The sequence below is a fragment of the Serratia sp. YC16 genome, from assembly GCF_009707615.1.
GTDB lineage: Bacteria > Pseudomonadota > Gammaproteobacteria > Enterobacterales > Enterobacteriaceae > Serratia > Serratia surfactantfaciens.
In genome coordinates, this window is record NZ_WLYN01000002.1 from 807,609 (window position 1) to 826,898 (window position 19,290).

The 19,290-nt window shown below is 62.1% G+C and carries 17 protein-coding genes; 12 read left to right on the top strand and 5 right to left on the bottom strand.

What is annotated here, in order from left to right; translation table 11 throughout:
* Positions 1–91 precede the first annotated feature (91 nt).
* The 6 genes from hemA to kdsA are packed head-to-tail and all read left to right on the top strand — an operon-like array spanning position 92 to position 5,466.
* A complete protein-coding gene (gene hemA, locus GKN89_RS11370) occupies positions 92–1,354 on the top strand; it encodes a glutamyl-tRNA reductase (protein ID WP_019454778.1) in 1,263 nt (420 codons plus the stop codon).
* Between the two features lie 31 nt (positions 1,355–1,385).
* Complete coding sequence (gene prfA, locus GKN89_RS11375) at positions 1,386–2,471, top strand: peptide chain release factor 1 (RefSeq protein WP_019454779.1); 1,086 nt, start codon at positions 1,386–1,388, stop codon at positions 2,469–2,471.
* A complete protein-coding gene (gene prmC / locus GKN89_RS11380) occupies positions 2,471–3,304 on the top strand; it encodes a peptide chain release factor N(5)-glutamine methyltransferase (RefSeq protein ID WP_019454780.1) in 834 nt (277 codons plus the stop codon). The genes prfA and prmC overlap by 1 nt, the downstream gene beginning before the upstream one ends.
* Positions 3,305–3,345: 41 nt before the next feature.
* Positions 3,346–3,747 (top strand): SirB2 family protein, encoded by a 402-nt coding sequence (locus GKN89_RS11385; protein ID WP_171455054.1) that lies wholly within the window; start codon positions 3,346–3,348, stop codon positions 3,745–3,747.
* Positions 3,744–4,553: an invasion regulator SirB1 gene (gene sirB1, locus GKN89_RS11390; RefSeq protein ID WP_015377575.1), complete on the top strand. Its 810-nt coding sequence runs from the start codon at positions 3,744–3,746 to the stop codon at positions 4,551–4,553. The genes GKN89_RS11385 and sirB1 overlap by 4 nt, the downstream gene beginning before the upstream one ends.
* 58 nt (positions 4,554–4,611) lie before the next feature.
* Positions 4,612–5,466 (top strand): 3-deoxy-8-phosphooctulonate synthase, encoded by an 855-nt coding sequence (kdsA, locus tag GKN89_RS11395; protein WP_004941087.1) that lies wholly within the window; start codon positions 4,612–4,614, stop codon positions 5,464–5,466.
* Between the two features lie 47 nt (positions 5,467–5,513).
* Here the strand turns inward: kdsA and dauA are convergent, their stop codons facing one another.
* Positions 5,514–7,202, bottom strand: coding sequence for a C4-dicarboxylic acid transporter DauA (dauA, locus tag GKN89_RS11400; RefSeq protein ID WP_074054455.1), 1,689 nt, complete (start codon positions 7,200–7,202; stop codon positions 5,514–5,516).
* A 232-nt stretch (positions 7,203–7,434) separates the two neighbouring features.
* Positions 7,435–7,920: a heme-degrading domain-containing protein gene (locus GKN89_RS11405; RefSeq protein WP_154746997.1), complete on the bottom strand. Its 486-nt coding sequence runs from the start codon at positions 7,918–7,920 to the stop codon at positions 7,435–7,437.
* Between the two features lie 201 nt (positions 7,921–8,121).
* Here GKN89_RS11405 and GKN89_RS11410 point away from each other — a divergent pair, with 201 nt between their 5' ends.
* Entirely contained in the window at positions 8,122–9,222 is a 1,101-nt protein-coding gene (locus GKN89_RS11410) for a GGDEF domain-containing protein (RefSeq protein WP_154746998.1), read from the top strand.
* A 32-nt stretch (positions 9,223–9,254) separates the two neighbouring features.
* On the opposite strand, the gene mfd is transcribed toward GKN89_RS11410, so the two are convergent.
* Positions 9,255–12,728: a transcription-repair coupling factor gene (mfd, locus tag GKN89_RS11415; protein WP_019454784.1), complete on the bottom strand. Its 3,474-nt coding sequence runs from the start codon at positions 12,726–12,728 to the stop codon at positions 9,255–9,257.
* Positions 12,729–12,738: 10 nt separating this feature from the next.
* Positions 12,739–12,999: a hypothetical protein gene (locus tag GKN89_RS11420; protein WP_019454785.1), complete on the bottom strand. Its 261-nt coding sequence runs from the start codon at positions 12,997–12,999 to the stop codon at positions 12,739–12,741.
* Between the two features lie 38 nt (positions 13,000–13,037).
* On the opposite strand from GKN89_RS11420, the gene lolC reads away from it, so the two are divergent.
* From lolC to cobB, 5 genes are all read left to right on the top strand, one after another.
* Positions 13,038–14,240 carry a lipoprotein-releasing ABC transporter permease subunit LolC gene (lolC, locus tag GKN89_RS11425; RefSeq protein WP_154746999.1) on the top strand — a complete coding sequence of 401 codons (1,203 nt, stop codon included), beginning with the start codon at positions 13,038–13,040 and terminating at the stop codon, positions 14,238–14,240.
* Complete coding sequence (lolD, locus tag GKN89_RS11430) at positions 14,233–14,937, top strand: lipoprotein-releasing ABC transporter ATP-binding protein LolD (protein WP_004941120.1); 705 nt, start codon at positions 14,233–14,235, stop codon at positions 14,935–14,937. Before lolC ends, lolD begins: the two co-directional genes overlap by 8 nt.
* A complete protein-coding gene (lolE, locus tag GKN89_RS11435; RefSeq protein ID WP_154747000.1) occupies positions 14,937–16,184 on the top strand; it encodes a lipoprotein-releasing ABC transporter permease subunit LolE in 1,248 nt (415 codons plus the stop codon). The genes lolD and lolE overlap by 1 nt, the downstream gene beginning before the upstream one ends.
* A gap of 53 nt (positions 16,185–16,237) precedes the next feature.
* Positions 16,238–17,155, top strand: a complete 918-nt coding sequence (gene nagK, locus GKN89_RS11440; RefSeq protein ID WP_154747001.1) for an N-acetylglucosamine kinase — start codon at positions 16,238–16,240, stop codon at positions 17,153–17,155.
* A gap of 91 nt (positions 17,156–17,246) precedes the next feature.
* The gene (gene cobB, locus GKN89_RS11445; RefSeq protein ID WP_015377583.1) at positions 17,247–18,083 is read left to right on the top strand and encodes a Sir2 family NAD+-dependent deacetylase; all 837 of its coding nucleotides are present in this window, start codon (positions 17,247–17,249) and stop codon (positions 18,081–18,083) included.
* Between the two features lie 48 nt (positions 18,084–18,131).
* Here cobB and potD read toward each other — a convergent pair whose 3' ends face one another.
* Positions 18,132–19,175, bottom strand: coding sequence for a spermidine/putrescine ABC transporter substrate-binding protein PotD (gene potD / locus GKN89_RS11450; protein ID WP_154747002.1), 1,044 nt, complete (start codon positions 19,173–19,175; stop codon positions 18,132–18,134).
* Positions 19,176–19,290: the final 115 nt, after the last annotated feature.

Below are 19,290 nucleotides of genomic sequence, written 5' to 3' on the forward strand. Positions count from 1 at the left end.
GAAGATGCGGTTGTTACTTTTATTGATCCCGCGCATCAAGTAGAATGCCGTTCAACGAGAACCCGTACCAACAGAAGTATTACTCGAAGCAATGACCCTGCTGGCGTTAGGTATAAATCACAAAACTGCTCCGGTTTCTCTGCGTGAAAGGGTGACCTTCTCGCCAGAGTCCATCGATGAGGCGCTGACCAGCTTGCTCCAACAACCGTTGGTGCAGGGCGGCGTCGTGTTGTCCACCTGCAACCGCACCGAGCTGTATCTCAGCGTGGAGCAGCAGGAACACATGCACGAGCAACTGGTCGCCTGGCTGTGCGCCTACCACAACCTGCGCCCGGAAGAGGTGAAGAAAAGCCTGTACTGGCATCAGGGCAACGACGCGGTTAGCCATCTGATGCGGGTGGCCAGCGGGTTGGACTCGCTGGTGCTGGGCGAACCGCAGATCCTCGGCCAGGTGAAAAAGGCCTTCGCCGAGTCGCAACGCGGCCAGTCGCTGTCCGGCGAGCTGGAGCGCCTGTTCCAGAAATCCTTCTCCGTCGCCAAGCGCGTGCGCACCGAAACCGAAATCGGCGCCAGCGCAGTTTCCGTTGCTTTCGCCGCCTGTACGCTGGCGCGGCAGATTTTCGAATCGCTGGCCGATCTCAACGTCTTGCTGGTGGGCGCCGGTGAAACCATCGAGCTGGTGGCGCGCCACCTGCGCGAACACAAAGTGCGGCACATGATCATCGCCAACCGCACCCGCGAGCGCGCGCAGCTGCTGGCGGACGAAGTTGGCGCGGAAGTGATCACCCTGCCGGAGATCGACGAACGCCTGGCGGACGCCGACATCATTATCAGTTCCACCGCCAGCCCGCTGCCGATCATCGGCAAGGGGATGGTGGAGCGGGCGCTGAAAGCGCGCCGCAACCAGCCGATGCTGCTGGTGGATATCGCCGTACCGCGCGATATCGAACCGGAAGTCGGCAAGCTGGCCAACGCTTATCTGTACAGCGTGGACGATCTGCACGCCATCATTCAAAGCAACCTGGCGCAGCGCAAAGCGGCGGCGGTGCAGGCGGAGTCGATCGTGCAGCAGGAAAGCACCAACTTTATGGCCTGGCTGCGTTCGCAGGGCGCGGTGGAAACCATTCGCGACTACCGCTCGCAGGCCGACCAGATCCGCGCAGAAATGGAGGCCAAAGCGCTGGCCGCCATCGCTCAGGGCGCCAACGTGGAGCAGGTTATTCACGAGCTGGCCCATAAACTGACCAACCGCCTTATTCATGCCCCCACCAAATCCCTCCAGCAGGCCGCCGGCGACGGCGACGTGGAGCGGTTGCAGTTATTACGCGACAGCCTCGGGCTGGATCAGCATTAGTTTTCTCTATTAACAGGGTTTATTACCACGCATGAAGCCTTCTATTGTTGCCAAACTGGAAGCGTTACAAGAGCGCCATGAAGAAGTGCAGGCGCTGCTCGGCGATGCCGGCGTTATCGCCGACCAAGACCGGTTCCGCGCGCTGTCGCGAGAATACGCGCAGCTGACCGACGTCAGCCGCTGCTTCCTGGAATGGCGTCAGGTGCAGGAGGATCTGGAGACGGCGGAAATGATGCTGGACGATCCGGAAATGCGCGAGATGGCGCAGGAAGAGCTGAAACAGGCGCGGGCGACCAGCGAAGAGCTGGAACAACAGCTGCAGGTGTTGCTGCTGCCGAAAGATCCGGACGATGAGCGCAGCTGCTTCCTCGAAGTGCGTGCCGGCACCGGCGGCGATGAGGCGGCGATCTTCGCCGGCGATCTGTTCCGCATGTACAGCCGCTACGCCGAAAGCCGCCGCTGGCGCGTCGAGGTGATGAGCGCCAACGAAGGCGAGCACGGCGGCTTCAAGGAAGTGATCGCCAAAGTTTCCGGCGACGGCGTGTACGGCCAGCTGAAGTTTGAATCCGGCGGCCACCGCGTGCAGCGCGTGCCGGAAACCGAATCCCAGGGGCGCATCCACACCTCCGCCTGCACCGTGGCGGTGATGCCGGAAGTGCCGGAGGCCGAATTGCCGGACATCAACCCGGGCGATCTGAAAATCGACACCTTCCGCTCCTCCGGCGCCGGCGGCCAGCACGTTAACACCACCGACTCGGCGATCCGCATCACCCACCTGCCGACCGGCATCGTGGTGGAGTGCCAGGACGAACGTTCACAGCACAAAAACAAAGCCAAGGCGATGTCGGTGCTGGGCGCGCGCATTCGCGCCGCCGAGATGGCCAAGCGCCAGCAGGCCGAGGCGTCCACGCGCCGCAACCTGCTGGGCAGCGGCGATCGCTCCGATCGCAACCGCACCTATAACTTCCCGCAGGGGCGGGTGACCGACCACCGCATCAACCTGACGCTCTACCGTCTGGACGAGGTGATGGAAGGCAAACTGGACATGCTGATCCAGCCGATCGTGCAGGAGTATCAGGCCGATCAGCTGGCGGCGCTGTCCGCCGAGCAAGAGTGATGGATTATCAACACTGGCTGCAAGCCGCCGCCGCGCGTTTGACCCACAGCGACAGCGCCCGGCGCGACGCGGAAATCCTGTTGGGTTTCGTGACCGGCAAGGCCAGAACCTTCCTGATGGCGTTCGGTGAAACCTTGCTGACGCCGCCGCAGCAACAGCAGTTGGAAACGCTGCTGGCGCGCCGCGAGCGCGGTGAGCCGGTGGCCTATCTGGTGGGCGAGCGCGAGTTTTGGTCGCTGCCGCTGTCGGTCTCGCCCGCAACGTTGATCCCGCGCCCGGATACCGAATGCCTGGTGGAGCTGGCGCTGGCGCGCCTGCCGCCGCAACCCTGTCATTTCCTCGATCTCGGCACCGGCACCGGCGCCATCGCGCTGGCGCTGGCCAGCGAGCGCCCGGATTGTTCGGCAGTCGGCGTCGATGTGCAGCCGGATGCGGTCGCGCTGGCGCAGCACAACGCGCACAAGCTGAAGATCGACAACGTCCGATTCTTGCAGGGCAGCTGGTTTACGCCCGTCGCGGGGCAACGCTTCGCGCTGATCGCCAGCAATCCGCCCTATATCGACGCCGCCGATCCGCATTTGTCGCAGGGCGACGTGCGCTTCGAGCCGGGCAGTGCGCTGGTCGCCGCCGAGCATGGCTTGGCGGATCTGGCCGCCATCGTGCGTCAGGCGCCGCACTATCTGCAGCCGCAGGGCTGGCTGCTGTTGGAACATGGTTGGCAGCAGGGTGAGAGCGTGCGCACGCTGCTGCAGACCGCCGGATTTTCCGCTGTCGCCACCCACCGTGATTACGGCGACAACGACCGTGTGACGCTCGGCCAATGGCCGGGATAAGCGCCTCTGATAATAACGACGCCCGAGCCATTTAAGGGAGCATCATGACTGCATACACCGCGTTGAAACATTTCCATTTGCTGACGGTCGCCATCAGTATTACCTTGTTTGTGCTGCGTTTCTTTTGGCAGTGGCGCCGCTCGCCGATCATGGGTCGCCGCTGGGTCAAGATAGCGCCGCACCTGAACGACACGCTGCTGTTCGTCAGCGGCATCGCGCTGGTGGTGACGTTCGGGTTTTATCCGCTGCTGGGTATGGACTCATGGCTGACCGAGAAGCTGTTTGGCGTTATTATCTATATCCTGCTTGGCTACGTCGCATTGGGCAAGAAGACCAAAAGTCAGCGGCTGCGAACCGTGGCGTTCGTGCTGGCGTTGGGCTGTCTGTATCTGATAATTAAACTTGCCACGACGAAAATACCGTTTCTGATGGGATACCTATGAGTAGCATTGCTGATTTTGAATTTAACACCTCGCCGCTGAGCGAAGGGGTGATCCTGGTGTCGCAGTCGGTGCGGCGCGATTTTCCCGCTGCCGACGTGGAGCGCAAGCTGCAACAGCTGGTGGACGAAGCGCGTGCGGTGGTGCCGGCCGATATCACTCAGGAGCAGCAACTGGATGCGCTCATTGAACTGTTCTACAAGACCTGGGGATTCGGCGGCGCCAGCGGCGTGTACCGCCTGTCGGACGCCATCTGGCTGGACAAGGTGCTGGAAGGGCGACAGGGTACGCCGGTCTCGCTGGGCACCATTTTCCTGCACATCGCCAACGCGCTGGATCTGCCGCTGTTGCCGGTGATTTTCCCCACTCAGCTGATCCTGCGCGCCGACTGGCTGGACGAAGAGCTGTGGCTGATCAACCCGCTGAACGGCGAAACCCTGAGCGAGCACCAGCTGGAGGTGTGGATCAAGGGCAACCTGGGCTTGGGCGCCGAACTGGAAGACGACGATCTCGACGAGTCGGAGAACATCATGGTGGTGCGCAAGATGCTGGATACGCTGAAGGCTGCCCTGATGGAGGAAAAACAGCTGGAAATGGCGCTGCGCACCAGCGAAACGGTGCTGTGCTTCGATCCGGAAGATCCCTACGAGATCCGCGACCGCGGGCTGATTTACGCCCAGCTGGAGTGCAACCACATCGCGATTTCCGATCTCAACTATTTTGTCGAGCAGTGTCCTGAAGACCCGGTCAGCGAAGTGATCAAAGTACAGATCCACTCGATTGAGCCGAAACAGGTGACGCTGCATTAATTCAATGACTCCGTGCAGTTTGCAAGGCGACGGTTACAACCTTAACAAAGGCGAAAGCATGAAACAGAAAGTGGTTAGCATTGGCGACATCGACGTAGCAAACGACCTGCCGTTTGTGCTGTTTGGCGGTATGAACGTGCTGGAATCGCGCGATCTGGCGATGAGCATCTGCGAGCACTACGTCACCGTGACGCAAAAACTGGGGATTCCTTACGTATTCAAAGCCTCTTTCGACAAGGCCAACCGTTCTTCCATTCACTCGTACCGCGGTCCGGGCCTGGAAGAAGGGATGAAGATCTTCGAAGAGCTGAAAAAAACCTTCGGCGTGAAAATCATCACCGACGTGCACGAAGCGGCGCAGGCGCAGCCGGTTTCCGAGGTGGTTGACGTGATCCAGCTGCCGGCCTTCCTGGCGCGTCAGACCGATCTGGTGGAAGCGATGGCGAAAACCGGCGCGGTGATCAACGTCAAGAAGCCGCAGTTCGTCAGCCCGGGGCAGATGGGCAATATCGTCGACAAGTTCAAAGAAGGCGGCAACGATCAGGTGATCCTGTGCGATCGCGGCAGCAACTTTGGCTATGACAACCTGGTGGTCGACATGCTCGGCATCAACGTGATGAAGAACGTCACCGGCGGCCATCCGGTGATCTTCGACGTGACCCACGCATTGCAGACTCGCGATCCGTTCGGCGCCGCGTCCGGCGGCCGTCGTGCTCAGGTGGCCGAGCTGGCGCGCGCCGGTATGGCGGTCGGCCTGGCAGGGCTGTTCCTCGAAGCGCACCCGGATCCGAACAACGCCAAGTGCGACGGCCCGTCCGCGCTGCCGTTGGACAAGCTGGAACCGTTCCTGGCGCAGATGAAAGCCATCGACGACCTGGTGAAGAGCTTCCCGGAGCTGGATACCAGCAACTAAGTGCTCCGCGCCATAAAAAAAGCCCGACTCGTCGGGCTTTTTTACGTTTAGGCCTCGGTGGCCGCCAGCGCTTCCGGCAGCGTCGGGTAGAACTGCAGGCGGCCCTCGATCGGCTGCACCCGCGCGCGCGCCAGGGTTTTCAGCGGCTGGAACGGCACGTCGGTGATCACCAGTTTCTTGTCCGCCGGCAGCACGTCGATAAAGCGTCGCAGGGCGCTCAGGCCGCCGGCGTCGAGCACCGGCACCGCATCCCACTGCAGCACGATCGTCCGGTAGCCCTCACTGCGCGCCAGCAGTTCGGTGAAGATGCGCTCGGCGGCGGCGAAGAACAGCGGGCCATTCACCCGCAGCACCAGGCGGCCGTCGCCGGCGCTCAGCTCGCTCAGCCGCGTCATGCGGGCGATGCGGCGCATGAACAGCAGCGACGCTAGCACGATGCCGACGGTAATGGCGATCACCATGTCGAACAGCACCGTCAGCGACATGCACAGCAGCAGCACCAAAATGTCGTCCTTCGGCGCCCGACGCAGCAGATAAACCACCTTGTGCGCCTCGCTCATGTTCCAGGCGACCATCAGCAGCAGCGCCGCCATCGCCGCCAGCGGCAGATACGAGAGCCACGGCGCCAACACCAGCAGCGCCAACAGCACCAGCAGCGCGTGGATGATGGCGGACACCGGCGAGGTGGCGCCGGCGCGCACGTTGGCCGCCGAACGGGCAATCGCGGCGGTTGCGGTGATGCCGCCGAAGAACGGCGCAATGATGTTGCCCGCGCCCTGGCCGATCAGTTCACTGTTGGAGTTATGTTTCTTGCCGGTCATGCCGTCGAGCACCACCGCGCACAGCAGCGATTCAATCGCGCCGAGCATCGCCATTGAAAATGCCGCCGGCAGCAGCGCGGAAACGGTTTGCCAGCTCAGGTTGAACGGTTGCCCGCCGCCGCCCGGCAGATGCCAGGGCAGCAGCAGCTGCGGCAGAATTGGCGGAATGCCCTGACCGCTGCTGCCGTCGGCCAGCAGGTAGCTGAAGCGGGAGCCGATGGTCGCCACCGGGTGGTCAAACAGGGTCAGCAACCCCATCAGCGCAGTGCCCGCCAGCAGCGCCGGCAGGTGGCCGGGCACGCGCAGGCCGAGTTTGGGCCAAAAGATCAGGATCAGCAGCGTCACCGCACCGATCAGCGTATCGCCGAGATCCAACGTTGGCAGCGCTTGCAGCAAGGCGTACAGCTTGCCGACGTAATTTTCCGGTGTGTGCGCCAGCTGCAGGCCAAAGAAGTCCTTGATCTGCATGGTAGCGATGGTGATGGCGATGCCGGAGGTAAAGCCGAGCGTCACCGGCAGCGGAATGTACTCGATCAGCCGGCCAAAACGCGCCAGCCCCATCAGCAGCAGAAATATGCCGGAGATCAGCGTGGCGACCAGCAGACCGGCCAGGCCGAACTGCTGCGAGACCGGATAGAGGATCACCACGAAGGCGGCGGTGGGGCCGGAGACGCTGTAGCGCGAACCGCCGCTGACGGCGATGACGATACCGGCGATGGCGGCGGTATACAGGCCGTACTGCGGCGGCACGCCGCTGGCGATCGCCAGTGCCATCGCCAGCGGGATGGCGATAATGCCGACCGTCACCCCGGCGATGGCGTCTTTCAGCAACCGCGCCAGGCTATAAGGTTCCCGCCAGCAGGCGTCTATCAGCGCGCTGAAGGGGCGAATTCTGTTTATTTCATGCGTTTTCATCTACGGTGCGTACCAAATCTTCAAAAGTGAAAGGAATGGCGGGCCCGATGAGGTCCGTCTTGTCACGTGACAGATACCATACGCCTTTTATTCAGCGGATTACCAGACCTGTGTCAATTTGGGGCAGGAAATCAGAGAGTCGCCGTTTTATCCGGCGCTAAATACCGTTGTCGGGTAAGTCAGCCGCAGATTCTGCGGCTGTACAGCACAGGAATACGCGAGGTTTTAACGGTTAGTGAAGGGCGGGTAAGGGTAAGCCGAGAAAATCGGCTAAAGTGCTCACCAGCAGCTGGTGATCTTCTTTCTGCGGCGCGCCGGAAATGCTGATGCTGCCGACGCAGCCGAGGCCGGCGAGATTGAGCGGGAAGGCGCCGCCGTGCACCGAATAGTCGCGCACGTTCAGCCCGTAACGCTCCTCCAGCGACGTTTGCCGCTGCTGCAGGCGCAGGCCGATGGCGTAAGAGCTTTTGTGAAAATGGTTCACCAGATTGCGTTTGCGCCGCACCCAGTCGGCGATGTCCGGCGTTGCGCCCGGCATGGCGTAATAAAACAGCGTCTGCCCGGCGAGTTGGATCTCGATGGCGATGCTCAGGCCGCGCCGTTCGGCGGCGGTTTTCAGCGCGGCGCCCAGCTCCCAGGCGGTAGCGGCGTCAAAATGCGTAAAGGCCAGCGTCGCTTCCTGTTCGCTTAGCGCGTGCAGTTCATCGTCGATATTCATGCGGTTCTCCCCTGATTACACCCTGCACAGAGTAGCCCGAAGCGTTCGCCGTGAGATAGACGGCTTGGTGATAAGATAGAACTGCTACTCTATTATTAGACTGTGTAAAATACCCGCCGCCGAAGCGGAAACGACAGGGATGCGTTATTCAACGTCTGTACATTACCCCCCTGGCGATCCCGAGGAGCGCGCTGATTCTTTATGACTTACATTGTGTCTATTCCCGCCATTTACAGCGACGCTTGCATTACCTACGCCACGTTGTCGATAAGCTATTTCGTCCTCAGTAAAAACGCCCCTTTCTCCTACCGTTCCGCACTGTGGAAACGCATCGTTTTCGGCCTGCTGGCCGGGGTGGCGGTGCTCTATTTAAGCCAGGATCGGCTGCTGCTGAACGATAAGGTGCACTACAGCTTTGCGATGATCCCGATGGTGCTGGTGACCTTCTTCGGCGGCGGCGTCAGCGGGTTGGTGAGCTTTCTGTTCGCCATGGCGCTGACCGGCGGCTTCACCGTCGATAATCTGTTTATCGCCTCGATTCTGGTGCCGCTGCTGCTGTCGCGGGTGTGGCTGAAGAAATCCCACTGGACGTTTTATCTGACGATCGGCGCCATTGCACTGTATCGCATCGCCGTGGTGTGGTTATTGATGGATATGAGCGGGCTGTGGCTGGACGTGCTGCTGTATCAGGCGATGTCCGCGCTCTGTCTGGCGATTTGTTACCATGCGCTGAATTTCAAAGAGCGTCATATTTACGCCTATTTCGCGATGCGCGCACGCGCCACCACCGACAGCCTGACCCATATCAACAACCGCGCCAGCGTCGATTACCAGCTGATGCTGCAGCGCGTCGAGCGCCGCCCGTGCGGGCTGATGATCCTCGATCTGGATGACTTTAAAAAGGTTAACGATACCTACGGCCACCCGGCAGGCGACGTGCTGCTGGCCAGCGTCGGCCGGCTGCTGCAAAACAGCGTGCGCAACGAGGATTTCGTCGGGCGCTACGGTGGCGAGGAATTTATGGTGATCACCGCCAGCTACGATCCGCAGGTCATCGGCGGGGTGGCGGAGCGCATTCGCAGCGCGGTGGAAAGTTCGACGTTCTTGCTGAATGCGCACGACGAGGCGCACATCACGATATCCATCGGCGTGTCGCTGTATTTGCCCGGCATGACGGTGGACAAAGCGATCGCCATGACCGATGAAGCCTTGTATGAGGCGAAACGCGGCGGTAAAAACCGGGTGGTGACCAGTCGCGTGATGCAGCTGGCCCCGCTGGGCGCCGGTTTCCCGCGCGAATAGGCCGCCCCCACCGTGATGGCGGGGGCGTTGCCTCAGGCCGCCAGCGTGTGTTCGCGGAAGGCGTTCAGCAGCTCTTCGGTGAACGTCAGGCGCTTCTGACGGTCGGCCAGATCGAGCGTGAACTTCAGCTTGCTTGGGCCGTCCAGGCGGTAAACCTGCGGATTGCCCTGCAGCAGACCGATCAGATAGCCGGGATCGACGCGGTTGTTATCGCCGAACTCGATAAAGCCGCCGCGCTCGTTGCTCTCGATGCGCTTGATCCCCAGCTTCTGCGCATGCAGGCGCAGCGCCGCGCACTGCAACAGGTTGCGCGCCGCATCCGGCAACTGACCGAAGCGGTCGATCAGCTCGACCTTCAGCTCATCCAGTTCACCCTCGTTCTTCGCGCTGGCGATGCGCTTGTACAGCGACAGGCGGGTATTGACGTCGGGAATGAAGTCTTCCGGCAGCAACGCCGGCATGCGCAGCTCCACTTCGGTCTGGTTGCTGGTGAGATCTTCCAGAGACGGTTCGCGGCCGTTTTTCAACGCATCGACGGCGCTTTCCAGCAATTCCATGTAAAGCGAGAAGCCGACGGTGGTCATCTGGCCGCTCTGGTCTTCGCCCAGCAGTTCGCCGGCGCCGCGGATCTCCAGATCGTGAGTCGCCAGCGCAAAACCGGCGCCGAGATCTTCCAGCGACGCGATGGCTTCGAGCCGTTTATGGGCGTCGGTGCCCATGGCTTTCGGGTTTGGCGTCAACAGATAGGCATAAGCCTGGTGGTGCGAACGCCCGACGCGACCGCGCAGCTGATGCAGCTGCGCCAGGCCGAAGCGATCGGCCCGCTCGATGATGATGGTGTTGGCGCTGGGGATGTCGATGCCGGTTTCGATGATGGTGGTGCACACCAACACGTTGAACCGCTGATGGTGGAAATCGTTCATCACCCGTTCCAGATCGCGCTCGCGCATCTGGCCGTGGCCGATGGCGATGCGCGCCTCCGGCACCAGCTCCGCCAGGCGCTGCGCCGCTTTTTCGATGTTCTCCACGTCGTTGTAGAGGTAGTAAACCTGGCCGCCGCGCAGCACTTCGCGCAGGATCGCTTCGCGCACCACCAGGCTGTCGTATTCGCGCACGAAGGTCTTCACCGCCAGCCGGCGCGCCGGCGGAGTGGCGATGATCGACAGATCGCGCATGCCGCTCATCGCCATGTTCAGCGTACGCGGGATCGGCGTGGCGGTCAGCGTCAGGATATCGACGTCGGCGCGCATCGCCTTGATACGCTCCTTGTGGCGCACGCCAAAGCGGTGCTCTTCATCGACGATCAGCAGCCCCAAATCTTTCCAGCGCAGATCGCTCTGCAGCAGTTTGTGGGTGCCGATAATGATGTCAACCTTGCCTTCGGCCGCGTCGTCCAGCACCTGCTGCTGCTCTTTGGCGCTGCGGAAGCGCGACATCATCTCGATGCGGATCGGCCAGGTGGCGAAGCGATCGCGGAAGTTGTCGAAGTGCTGCTGCGCCAGCAGGGTGGTCGGCACCAGCACCGCCACCTGTTTGCCGTTTTCCACCGCCAGGAAGGCGGCGCGCATCGCCACTTCGGTTTTACCGAAGCCGACGTCGCCGCACACCAGGCGGTCCATCGCCAGCGGTTGGCACATGTCGCTCAGCACCGCGTTGATCGCCTGTTCCTGGTCCGGCGTGGTTTCGAACGGGAAGGTCTGGCAGAACAGCTGGTACTGTTCGCGGTTATGCTTGAAGGCGAAACCGGCCTTGGCGGCGCGCTGGGCGTAAATATCCAGCAGCTCCGCCGCCACGTCGCGCACCCGTTCGGCCGCTTTCTGCCGCGCGCGCGTCCAGGCGTCGCCGCCCAGCTTGTGCAGCGGGGCATTTTCGTCTGCGCCGCCGGCGTAACGGCTGATCAGGTGCAGCGATGAGACCGGCACGTACAGCTTGTCCTCGCCGGCGTAGGAGAGGATCAGGTACTCGGCCTTGATGCCGCCGGCTTCCAGCGTGGTCAGGCCGACGTAGCGGCCGACGCCGTGCTCCAGGTGCACCACCGGCTGGCCGGGATGCAGTTCCGCCAGGTTGCGGATCAGGGTATCGGTGTTGATGGTGCGCCGGTTGTCCTGTCGGCGGCGACTGACGCGTTCGCCGAGCAGATCGCTTTCGCAGATCAGTGCCCGCTGGCGCAGGCCGTCGAGGAAACCGTGTTCGGCGGCGCCGACCATCATGTAACGGCCCGCGGTTTCCGCCTGATCGAGACGCTGGATCAGCGCCGGCGCCAGCTTGATGCGGCCGAGCAGATCCTGCAGCGTTTCACGCCGCCCCTCGCTTTCGACGGAGAAGATCACGCTGCCGTCGAAGCCTTCGATAAAGCGGCGCAGGTTATCCAGCGGGGATTTATGCTGCGCTTGCACCGCCAGATCGGGCAGGGCATGGTAATCCAGATTGGTATTGCCGGCCTTGGCCGGCAGCTCATCGGTTTTCAGCGCGATGCGCGGCCAGGCCTTCAGCTCGCCGAACAGCGCATCGACGCGCAGCCACAGCGTATCCGGCGCCAGCAGCGGGCGCATCGGATCGACGCGGCGGCTTTCGTAACGCTGGTTGACGTCCTGCCAGAAGCGCTCGGCGGCGCTCTCCAGATCGCCGGTGTTGACGATCAGCGTATTGGCCGGCAGGTAGCTGAACAGCGAGGGCAGCGGCTGGCTGAAGAACAGCGGTTGCCAGTATTCGATACCGGCGGGCCAGGCGCTTTTGCTGACCTGCTGATAGATATGTTCGGCGTCGCGGCGCACCTCAAACTGTTCGCGCCACTGACTGCGGAACAGCTCGATGGCGTTCTTGTCGGTGGGGAACTCGTGGGCCGGCAACAGATTGATGGCTTCGACTTCGCTCAGCGTGCGCTGGGTGTCGACGTCGAAGATGCGCAGGCTGTCGATTTCGTCATCGAAGAAGTCGATACGGTAAGGCTCGTCGCTGCCCATCGGGTAGAGATCGAGCAGCGCGCCGCGGGTGGCGAATTCGCCGTGCTCCATCACCTGATCGACGCTGCGGTATCCGGCCTGTTCCAGCTGCGCGCGCAGCTTGTCGCGCGACAGGCGCTGGCCTTTCTTCATCACCAGCGCATGGCCGTGCAGGAACTCGTGTGGACAGACGCGCTGCATCAGTGTGTTGACCGGCAGAATGATCACCCCGCGCGCCATGGTCGGCAGATGATACAGGCTCGACAAACGGTCGGAGATGATCTCCTGGTGCGGCGAGAAGCTGTCGTACGGCAGGGTCTCCCAGTCGGACAGGGTGGTCACCATCTGGTCGGTGAACTGCTGGATCTCGTCGCGCAGCCGCAGGGCGTTTTGCATGTCCGGCGCGATCAACATCACCGGGCCATTGTGGCGTTCGACGATCTCGGCGCACTCCACGGCGCAGGCCGCGCCGGTCAGTTGCCCCAGTTGGCGCAGATCGCCCGCGCGATCGGGCAGAGAATAACGGGGGGATGAGGAACGGTTACGGCTATCGGAAGTGCTCATTCAGGTATCTTTAATCAATGTGTTGGATGGCGTCCCGGCACGGATAACCCAGCGCCTTTATGCTGTTTATAGTAGCCCAGCGGCCGGCAAACTGACACAGCAAAAAGCGCTGCCCATCAATTTTCTGCCTGTTATTTAACCGGTTAATGCCACCGGTTTTTTGCGGCTGAGGATAAAGAACGCGCGAAGCTGCCGCCGTCTCCCTCTTCGCCGCCACGCAATAAAAGGCCGTCGGGTGTTCCCTAAACGAGGGAGAGCCTTTATTATCCATGATCACTTTGCTTAAGCCACGGCTATCAAACGGATTTCATGTATCAACCTGTCGCGTTATTCATTGGCCTGCGCTACATGCGCGGGCGAGCCTCAGACCGCTTCGGGCGGTTTGTTTCCTGGCTTTCCACCATCGGCATTACGCTGGGGGTGATGGCGTTGGTCACCGTGCTGTCGGTGATGAACGGTTTCGAAAAGGATCTGGAGAACAACATCCTCGGCCTGATGCCGCAGGCGCTGGTCACCAGTCCGCAAGGATCGGTCAACCCGCAGCAGCTGCCGGCCTCCGAGGTGCAGAAGCTGCAGGGCGTCACGCGCGTCGCGCCGCTGACCACCGGTGACGTGGTGCTGCAAAGCGCCCGCAGCGTGGCGGTCGGGGTGATGCTCGGCGTCAATCCCGACGAAACCGATCCGCTGACGCCGTATCTGGTCAACGTCAAGCAGCAGCAGCTGCAGCCGGGCCAATACAACATCATCATCGGCGAACAGCTGGCGGGGCAACTCGGCGTCAAGCGCGGCGACTCGCTGCGCGTGATGGTGCCGAGCGCCAGTCAATTCACGCCGATGGGCCGCATTCCCAGCCAGCGTCTGTTCACCCTTATCGGCACCTTCCACGCCAATAGCGAAGTGGACGGCTATCAGATGCTGGTCAACCAACAGGACGCTTCGCGCCTGATGCGCTACCCGGCCGGCAATATCACCGGCTGGCGCCTGTTCCTGCAACAGCCGCTGGCGGTCGATACGCTCAGCCAACAGCCGTTGCCGGCGGGCACGGTCTGGAAAGACTGGCGCGATCGCAAGGGCGAGCTGTTCCAGGCGGTGCGTATGGAGAAGAACATGATGGGGCTGCTGCTCAGCCTGATCGTGGCGGTGGCGGCGTTTAACATCATTACCTCGCTCGGCCTGCTGGTGATGGAAAAGCAGGGCGAGGTCGCCATTCTGCAGACCCAGGGGCTGACTCGCCGCCAGATCATGTCGGTGTTTATGGTGCAGGGCGCCAGCGCCGGCATTATCGGTTCGCTGCTCGGCACGCTGCTCGGCGTGCTGTTGGCCACCAACCTGAACAATCTGATGCCGATCCTCGGCGCCTTGATCGACGGCGCTTCGCTGCCGGTGGCGGTCGATCCGCTGCAGGTGACGATCATCGCCGTGGTGGCGATGGCGGTTTCCCTGTTGTCCACGCTTTATCCTTCATGGCGCGCTGCCGCCGTACAACCCGCTGAGGCTTTACGTTATGAGTAACCATCTTTTGCTGCAGTGTGACAACCTGTGCAAGACCTATCAGGAAGGCAATCTGCACACCGATGTGCTGCGCAATGTCAGCTTTGCCATGCAGCAGGGCGAGATGATGGCGATCGTCGGCAGCTCGGGTTCCGGCAAGAGCACCCTGTTGCACCTGCTGGGCGGGCTGGACTCGCCGACCTCCGGCGAGGTGATTTTCAAGGGCGAATCGCTGAACGCCATGTCTTCGGCGGCCAAGGCCGAGCTGCGCAACCGCCAGCTGGGCTTCATCTATCAGTTCCACCATCTGTTGCCGGATTTCACCGCGCTGGAAAACGCCGCCATGCCGCTGCTGATCGGTGGGGCCAAACCGGCGCAGGCGCAGGAGAAGGCGCGGGAGATGCTGGCGGCGGTCGGGCTGGAAAAACGCAGCAAACACCGCCCGTCAGAGCTCTCCGGCGGCGAGCGTCAGCGCGTGGCGATCGCGCGTGCGCTGGTCAACAACCCGGCGCTGGTGCTGGCGGACGAACCGACCGGTAACCTGGACAAACGCACCGCGGACAGCATCTTCGATCTGCTGGGCGAGCTGAACGTGCGCCAGGGCACCGCATTTCTGGTGGTGACGCACGATCTGCAGCTGGCCAAGCGCCTGAGCCGCCAGCTGGAAATGGCCGACGGCCACCTGCAGGCGCAGCTGACCCTGATGGGGGCCGAGTAATGGCGGGAGCCTCACTGTCCTTCCTGACGGCCCTGCGTTTCAGCCGCGGCCGTAAACGCGGCGGCATGGTGTCGCTGATCTCGGTTATCTCCACCATCGGCATTGCGCTGGGGGTGGCGGTGCTGATCGTCGGGCTGAGCGCGATGAACGGTTTTGAGCGCGAGCTGAAGAACCGCATTCTGGCGGTGGTGCCGCACGGCGAGCTGGAGCCGGTCAATCAGCCGTTCAGCGGCTGGCCGTCGATTCTGCAGCGGGTGGAAAAGGTGCCGGGCATTTTGGCCGCCGCGCCTTACATCAATTTCACCGGCCTGATGGAAAACGGCGCGCAACTGCGCGCAGTGGAAGTCAAAGGCGTTGATCCGCAGCAGGAGAGCCGGCTGAGCGCGCTGCCGCAGTATGTGCAGGGCGACGCCTGGGCCAACTTCAAGCCCGGCGAGCAGCAGGTGATCCTCGGCAAAGGCGTGGCCGACGCGCTGGGCGTCAAGCAGGGCGCTTATGTGACGGTCATGATTCCCAACAGCGACCCGGAGATGAAGCTGCTGCAGCCGAAGCGCATTCGCCTGCACGTGACCGGCATTCTGCAGCTCAGCGGCCAGCTCGATCACAGCCTGGCGCTGGTGCCGCTGGCCGACGCGCAGCAGTATCTCGACATAGGTGACAGCGTCACGGGTATCGCCATCAAGGTGAACGACGTGTTCGCCGCCAACAAACTGGTGCGCGACGCCGGCGAAGTGACCAATTCGTATATCTACATCAAAAGTTGGATCGGCAAATACGGCTACATGTACCGCGACATCCAGATGATCCGCGCCATCATGTATCTGGCGATGGTGCTGGTGATCGGCGTGGCCTGCTTCAATATCGTTTCCACGCTGGTGATGGCGGTAAAAGACAAAAGCGCCGACATCGCAGTGCTGCGCACCCTGGGCGCCAAAGACGGCTTTATCCGCGCCATCTTCATCTGGTACGGGCTGTTGGCCGGGCTGCTGGGCAGCCTGAGCGGCGTGGTGATCGGGGTGATCGCTTCGCTGCAGCTGACCAACATTATCCGCGGCATCGAGACGCTGGTCGGCCATTCCTTCCTGTCGGGCGATATCTACTTCATCGACTTCCTGCCTTCGGAGCTGCATTGGCTGGACGTGCTGATCGTGCTGGCGACCGCCATCGTGCTCAGCCTGTTGGCCAGTTGGTATCCGGCCAGGCGCGCCAGCCGCATCGATCCGGCGCGGGTGCTGAGCGGACAATAAAACCCACGGGGAGGCAGCGATGCCGCCCCGTTTTTTTAGCCGGGGGATCGGTTATGTACTACGGTTTCGATATGGGCGGCACCAAGATTGAGCTGGGGGTGTTCGACGATAACCTGCAGCGCATTTGGCAAAAGCGGGTGCCGACGCCGCGTGAAGATTACCGGCAGCTGCTGGCCACGCTGTGCGATCTGACCCTTGAGGCGGATGCGTTTTGCGGCCGGCGCGGCAGCGTCGGCATCGGCATACCGGGCTTGCCCAACGACGATGACGGCACGCTGTTTACCGCCAACGTGCCGGCGGCGATGGGGCGGCCGCTGCCGCGCGATCTGGCGGCGCTGATCGGGCGCGAGGTGCGGGTCGACAACGACGCCAACTGTTTTGCGCTGTCGGAGGCCTGGGACGAGGAGTTCCGCCGCTACCCGACGGTGTTGGGCATCATCCTCGGTACCGGCGTAGGCGGCGGCCTGATCGTCGACGGCAAGACGGTGCCGGGGCGCAACTATATCGCCGGCGAGTTCGGTCATTTGCGCCTGCCGGTGGACGTGCTTGAGGTACTGGGGCGTGATGTGCCTCGCGTTGCCTGCGGATGCGGCCATCAGGGTTGCATTGAAAACTACATATCGGGCCGCGGTTTCGAATGGATGTACGCTCATTTCTACGGCCGGCGCTTGCCCGCCACCGAGATCATTGCGCATTATCAGGCGGGTGAGCCGCAGGCGGCGGCTCATGTAGACCGCTTTATGGACGTGTTGGCAATCTGCCTGGGTAACCTGCTGACGGTGCTGGATCCGCACCTGGTGGTGATCGGCGGCGGGTTGTCGAACTTCGACGCCATCTACCAGGCGTTGCCGCAGCGGCTGCCGGCGCACCTGCTGCGGGTGGCCCGGCTGCCGCGTATCGAGAAGGCGCGCTATGGCGACGCCGGCGGCGTGCGCGGCGCGGCGTTCCTCAATTTGGCTCGCCCAACGTAATGGGCATTGAGGCCAGGCGTGAATGTATGCAGCCAACAACGCCTCAACGTCCAGTAAGAAGGGTAAACAGGGAAAAGTAAGGAGAGAGTTAATGCACACTCGCCATCGGCTGTGTCAGTTTCGCAAGAGTAAGCATGTGCTGCATCAGCGCTTTCGTTCACGCATTTTTCACCGTGACACCATGGCGGCGGCCGAGCTGAAAAAGCCGTTTGTGGTGGTGTTGACCGGGGCCGGCATTTCGGCCGAATCGGGCATTCGCACCTTCCGCGCCGCGGATGGGTTGTGGGAAGAACACCGGGTGGAGGATGTCGCCACGCCGGAAGGGTTTCAGCGCGATCCGGCGCTGGTGCAGGCGTTTTACAACGAACGCCGTCGCCAGCTGCAGACGGAAGAGATCGCCCCGAACGCCGCGCACCGCGCGCTGGCGGATCTGGAAGAGTGGCTGGGGGACAACTTCCTGCTGGTCACGCAAAACATCGATAACCTGCATGAGCGCGCCGGCAGCAAGCGGGTGCTGCACATGCACGGCGAATTGCTGAAGGTGCGCTGCACACAGTCGGGCCAGGTGTTCGAATGGCCCGGCGATCTCAGCGTCGACGATCGCTGCCACTGTTGCCAGTTCCCGGCGCCGCTGCGGCCGCACGTGGTGTGGTTTGGCGAGATGCCGCTGGGCATGGACGACATCTACCAGGCGCTGAGCAAGGCCGATTTCTTCGTCGCCATCGGCACCTCTGGCCACGTCTATCCGGCGGCCGGCTTCGTGCATGAGGCGCGGCTGGGCGGCGCTTACGCCATGGAGCTGAACCTGGAACCGAGCCAGGTGGAGAGCCAGTTCGACGAGAAACACTACGGCCTGGCCAGCGAAGTGGTGCCGCGTTTTGTGCACAAGTTCCTGGTGGGCAAGGTGGCGCGGGCCGACCGGCCCTGAGAAAGGCATCAGGGCGCAATGCGCGCCCTGATAGGATGGCGGGGCGTGTTAGCGCCCGGCTTTCAGCTTTTGGAAGTAGCTCTCGTACAGCGTGCTGGCGTCGCCGACGTCGTTTTGCCACTCGCCGTGCTCAATAACCGCTTTATCCGGGTAGAGTGACGGGTCGTTGGCGATCTCCGGCGACAGCAGCTTCTTCGCCGCCAGGTTCGGCGTCGGGTAACCGATGGTTTCCGCTACCTGCACCGCGATTTCCGGCCGCAGCAGGAAGTCGATCAGCTTCAGCGCTCCTTCTACGTTGCGCGCGTTGGCCGGAATGGCCAGGCTATCCATCCAGAAGATGCCGCCTTCCTTCGGCCAGACGATCTCCAGCGGCGTGCCGGCCTGGCGTGCCACGAAGGCAGAACCGTTCCATACCATGCCGACGTTGACTTCCCCTTCCATAAACGGATTGCCCGGGTTATCGGAGTTGAAGGCCAGCACATTCGGCATCAATTTTTGCAGCTCGTGGTAGGCGGCTTCGATCTCTTTCGGATCGGTGGTGTTGCCGGAATAGCCCAGCTTGAGCAGCGCCATCTGGAACACTTCACGCGCGTCGTCGGTCAGCAGCAGGCGGCCTTTGTACTGCGGTTGCCAAAGATCGGCCCAGGCGGTGACGGTGGACGGATCCTGCGCGTCGCTGTTGACGCCGATGGCGGTGGCGCCCCAGATGTAAGGGATGGAGTAGTCGTTGTTGGGATCGAACGGCTTGTTCAGCAGGGCAGGATCGAGATCCTTGAAGTGGCTGAGCTTGCTCTTGTCGATTTTTTGCAGCATGCCTTCCTTGCTCATCTTGGCGATGAAGTAGGTGGAGGGCACCACCAGATCGTACGCGCCGTCCTTGTAGGTCTTCAGCTTGGCGTACATGCTTTCGTTGGATTCATAGGTGGAATAGATCACCTTGATGCCGGTTTCTTTGGTGAACTGCTCCAGCAGCCCCGGCGGGACGTATTCAGTCCAGTTATAGAAGTACAGTGTTTTGCCGTCAGAGGCGTTTGCAGAGCAGATACTCAGCGCCATCATCCCGGCTGCGAGCAGATGTGACCACTTTTTCATGCAGCGTATCCTTCAGCAGTATTGAGCCGAACCCGTATGAGCCGCCGTTTGTCGGCTGCGCCATACCCCAGAAAGGGGCCATTATAGGGGCCGGGGCGGGGTGGGTAAAGGCGGT

Coding starts and splice junctions, on each gene's coding strand:
- hemA (WP_019454778.1), top strand. CDS start 92: ATGACCCTGCTGGCGTTAGGTATAAATCACAAAACTGCTCCGGTTTCT.
- prfA (WP_019454779.1), top strand. CDS start 1,386: ATGAAGCCTTCTATTGTTGCCAAACTGGAAGCGTTACAAGAGCGCCAT.
- prmC (WP_019454780.1), top strand. CDS start 2,471: ATGGATTATCAACACTGGCTGCAAGCCGCCGCCGCGCGTTTGACCCAC.
- sirB1 (WP_015377575.1), top strand. CDS start 3,744: ATGAGTAGCATTGCTGATTTTGAATTTAACACCTCGCCGCTGAGCGAA.
- kdsA (WP_004941087.1), top strand. CDS start 4,612: ATGAAACAGAAAGTGGTTAGCATTGGCGACATCGACGTAGCAAACGAC.
- dauA (WP_074054455.1), bottom strand. CDS start 7,202: ATGAAAACGCATGAAATAAACAGAATTCGCCCCTTCAGCGCGCTGATA.
- GKN89_RS11405 (WP_154746997.1), bottom strand. CDS start 7,920: ATGAATATCGACGATGAACTGCACGCGCTAAGCGAACAGGAAGCGACG.
- GKN89_RS11410 (WP_154746998.1), top strand. CDS start 8,122: ATGACTTACATTGTGTCTATTCCCGCCATTTACAGCGACGCTTGCATT.
- mfd (WP_019454784.1), bottom strand. CDS start 12,728: ATGAGCACTTCCGATAGCCGTAACCGTTCCTCATCCCCCCGTTATTCT.
- GKN89_RS11420 (WP_019454785.1), bottom strand. CDS start 12,999: ATGGATAATAAAGGCTCTCCCTCGTTTAGGGAACACCCGACGGCCTTT.
- lolC (WP_154746999.1), top strand. CDS start 13,038: ATGTATCAACCTGTCGCGTTATTCATTGGCCTGCGCTACATGCGCGGG.
- lolD (WP_004941120.1), top strand. CDS start 14,233: ATGAGTAACCATCTTTTGCTGCAGTGTGACAACCTGTGCAAGACCTAT.
- lolE (WP_154747000.1), top strand. CDS start 14,937: ATGGCGGGAGCCTCACTGTCCTTCCTGACGGCCCTGCGTTTCAGCCGC.
- nagK (WP_154747001.1), top strand. CDS start 16,238: ATGTACTACGGTTTCGATATGGGCGGCACCAAGATTGAGCTGGGGGTG.
- cobB (WP_015377583.1), top strand. CDS start 17,247: ATGCACACTCGCCATCGGCTGTGTCAGTTTCGCAAGAGTAAGCATGTG.
- potD (WP_154747002.1), bottom strand. CDS start 19,175: ATGAAAAAGTGGTCACATCTGCTCGCAGCCGGGATGATGGCGCTGAGT.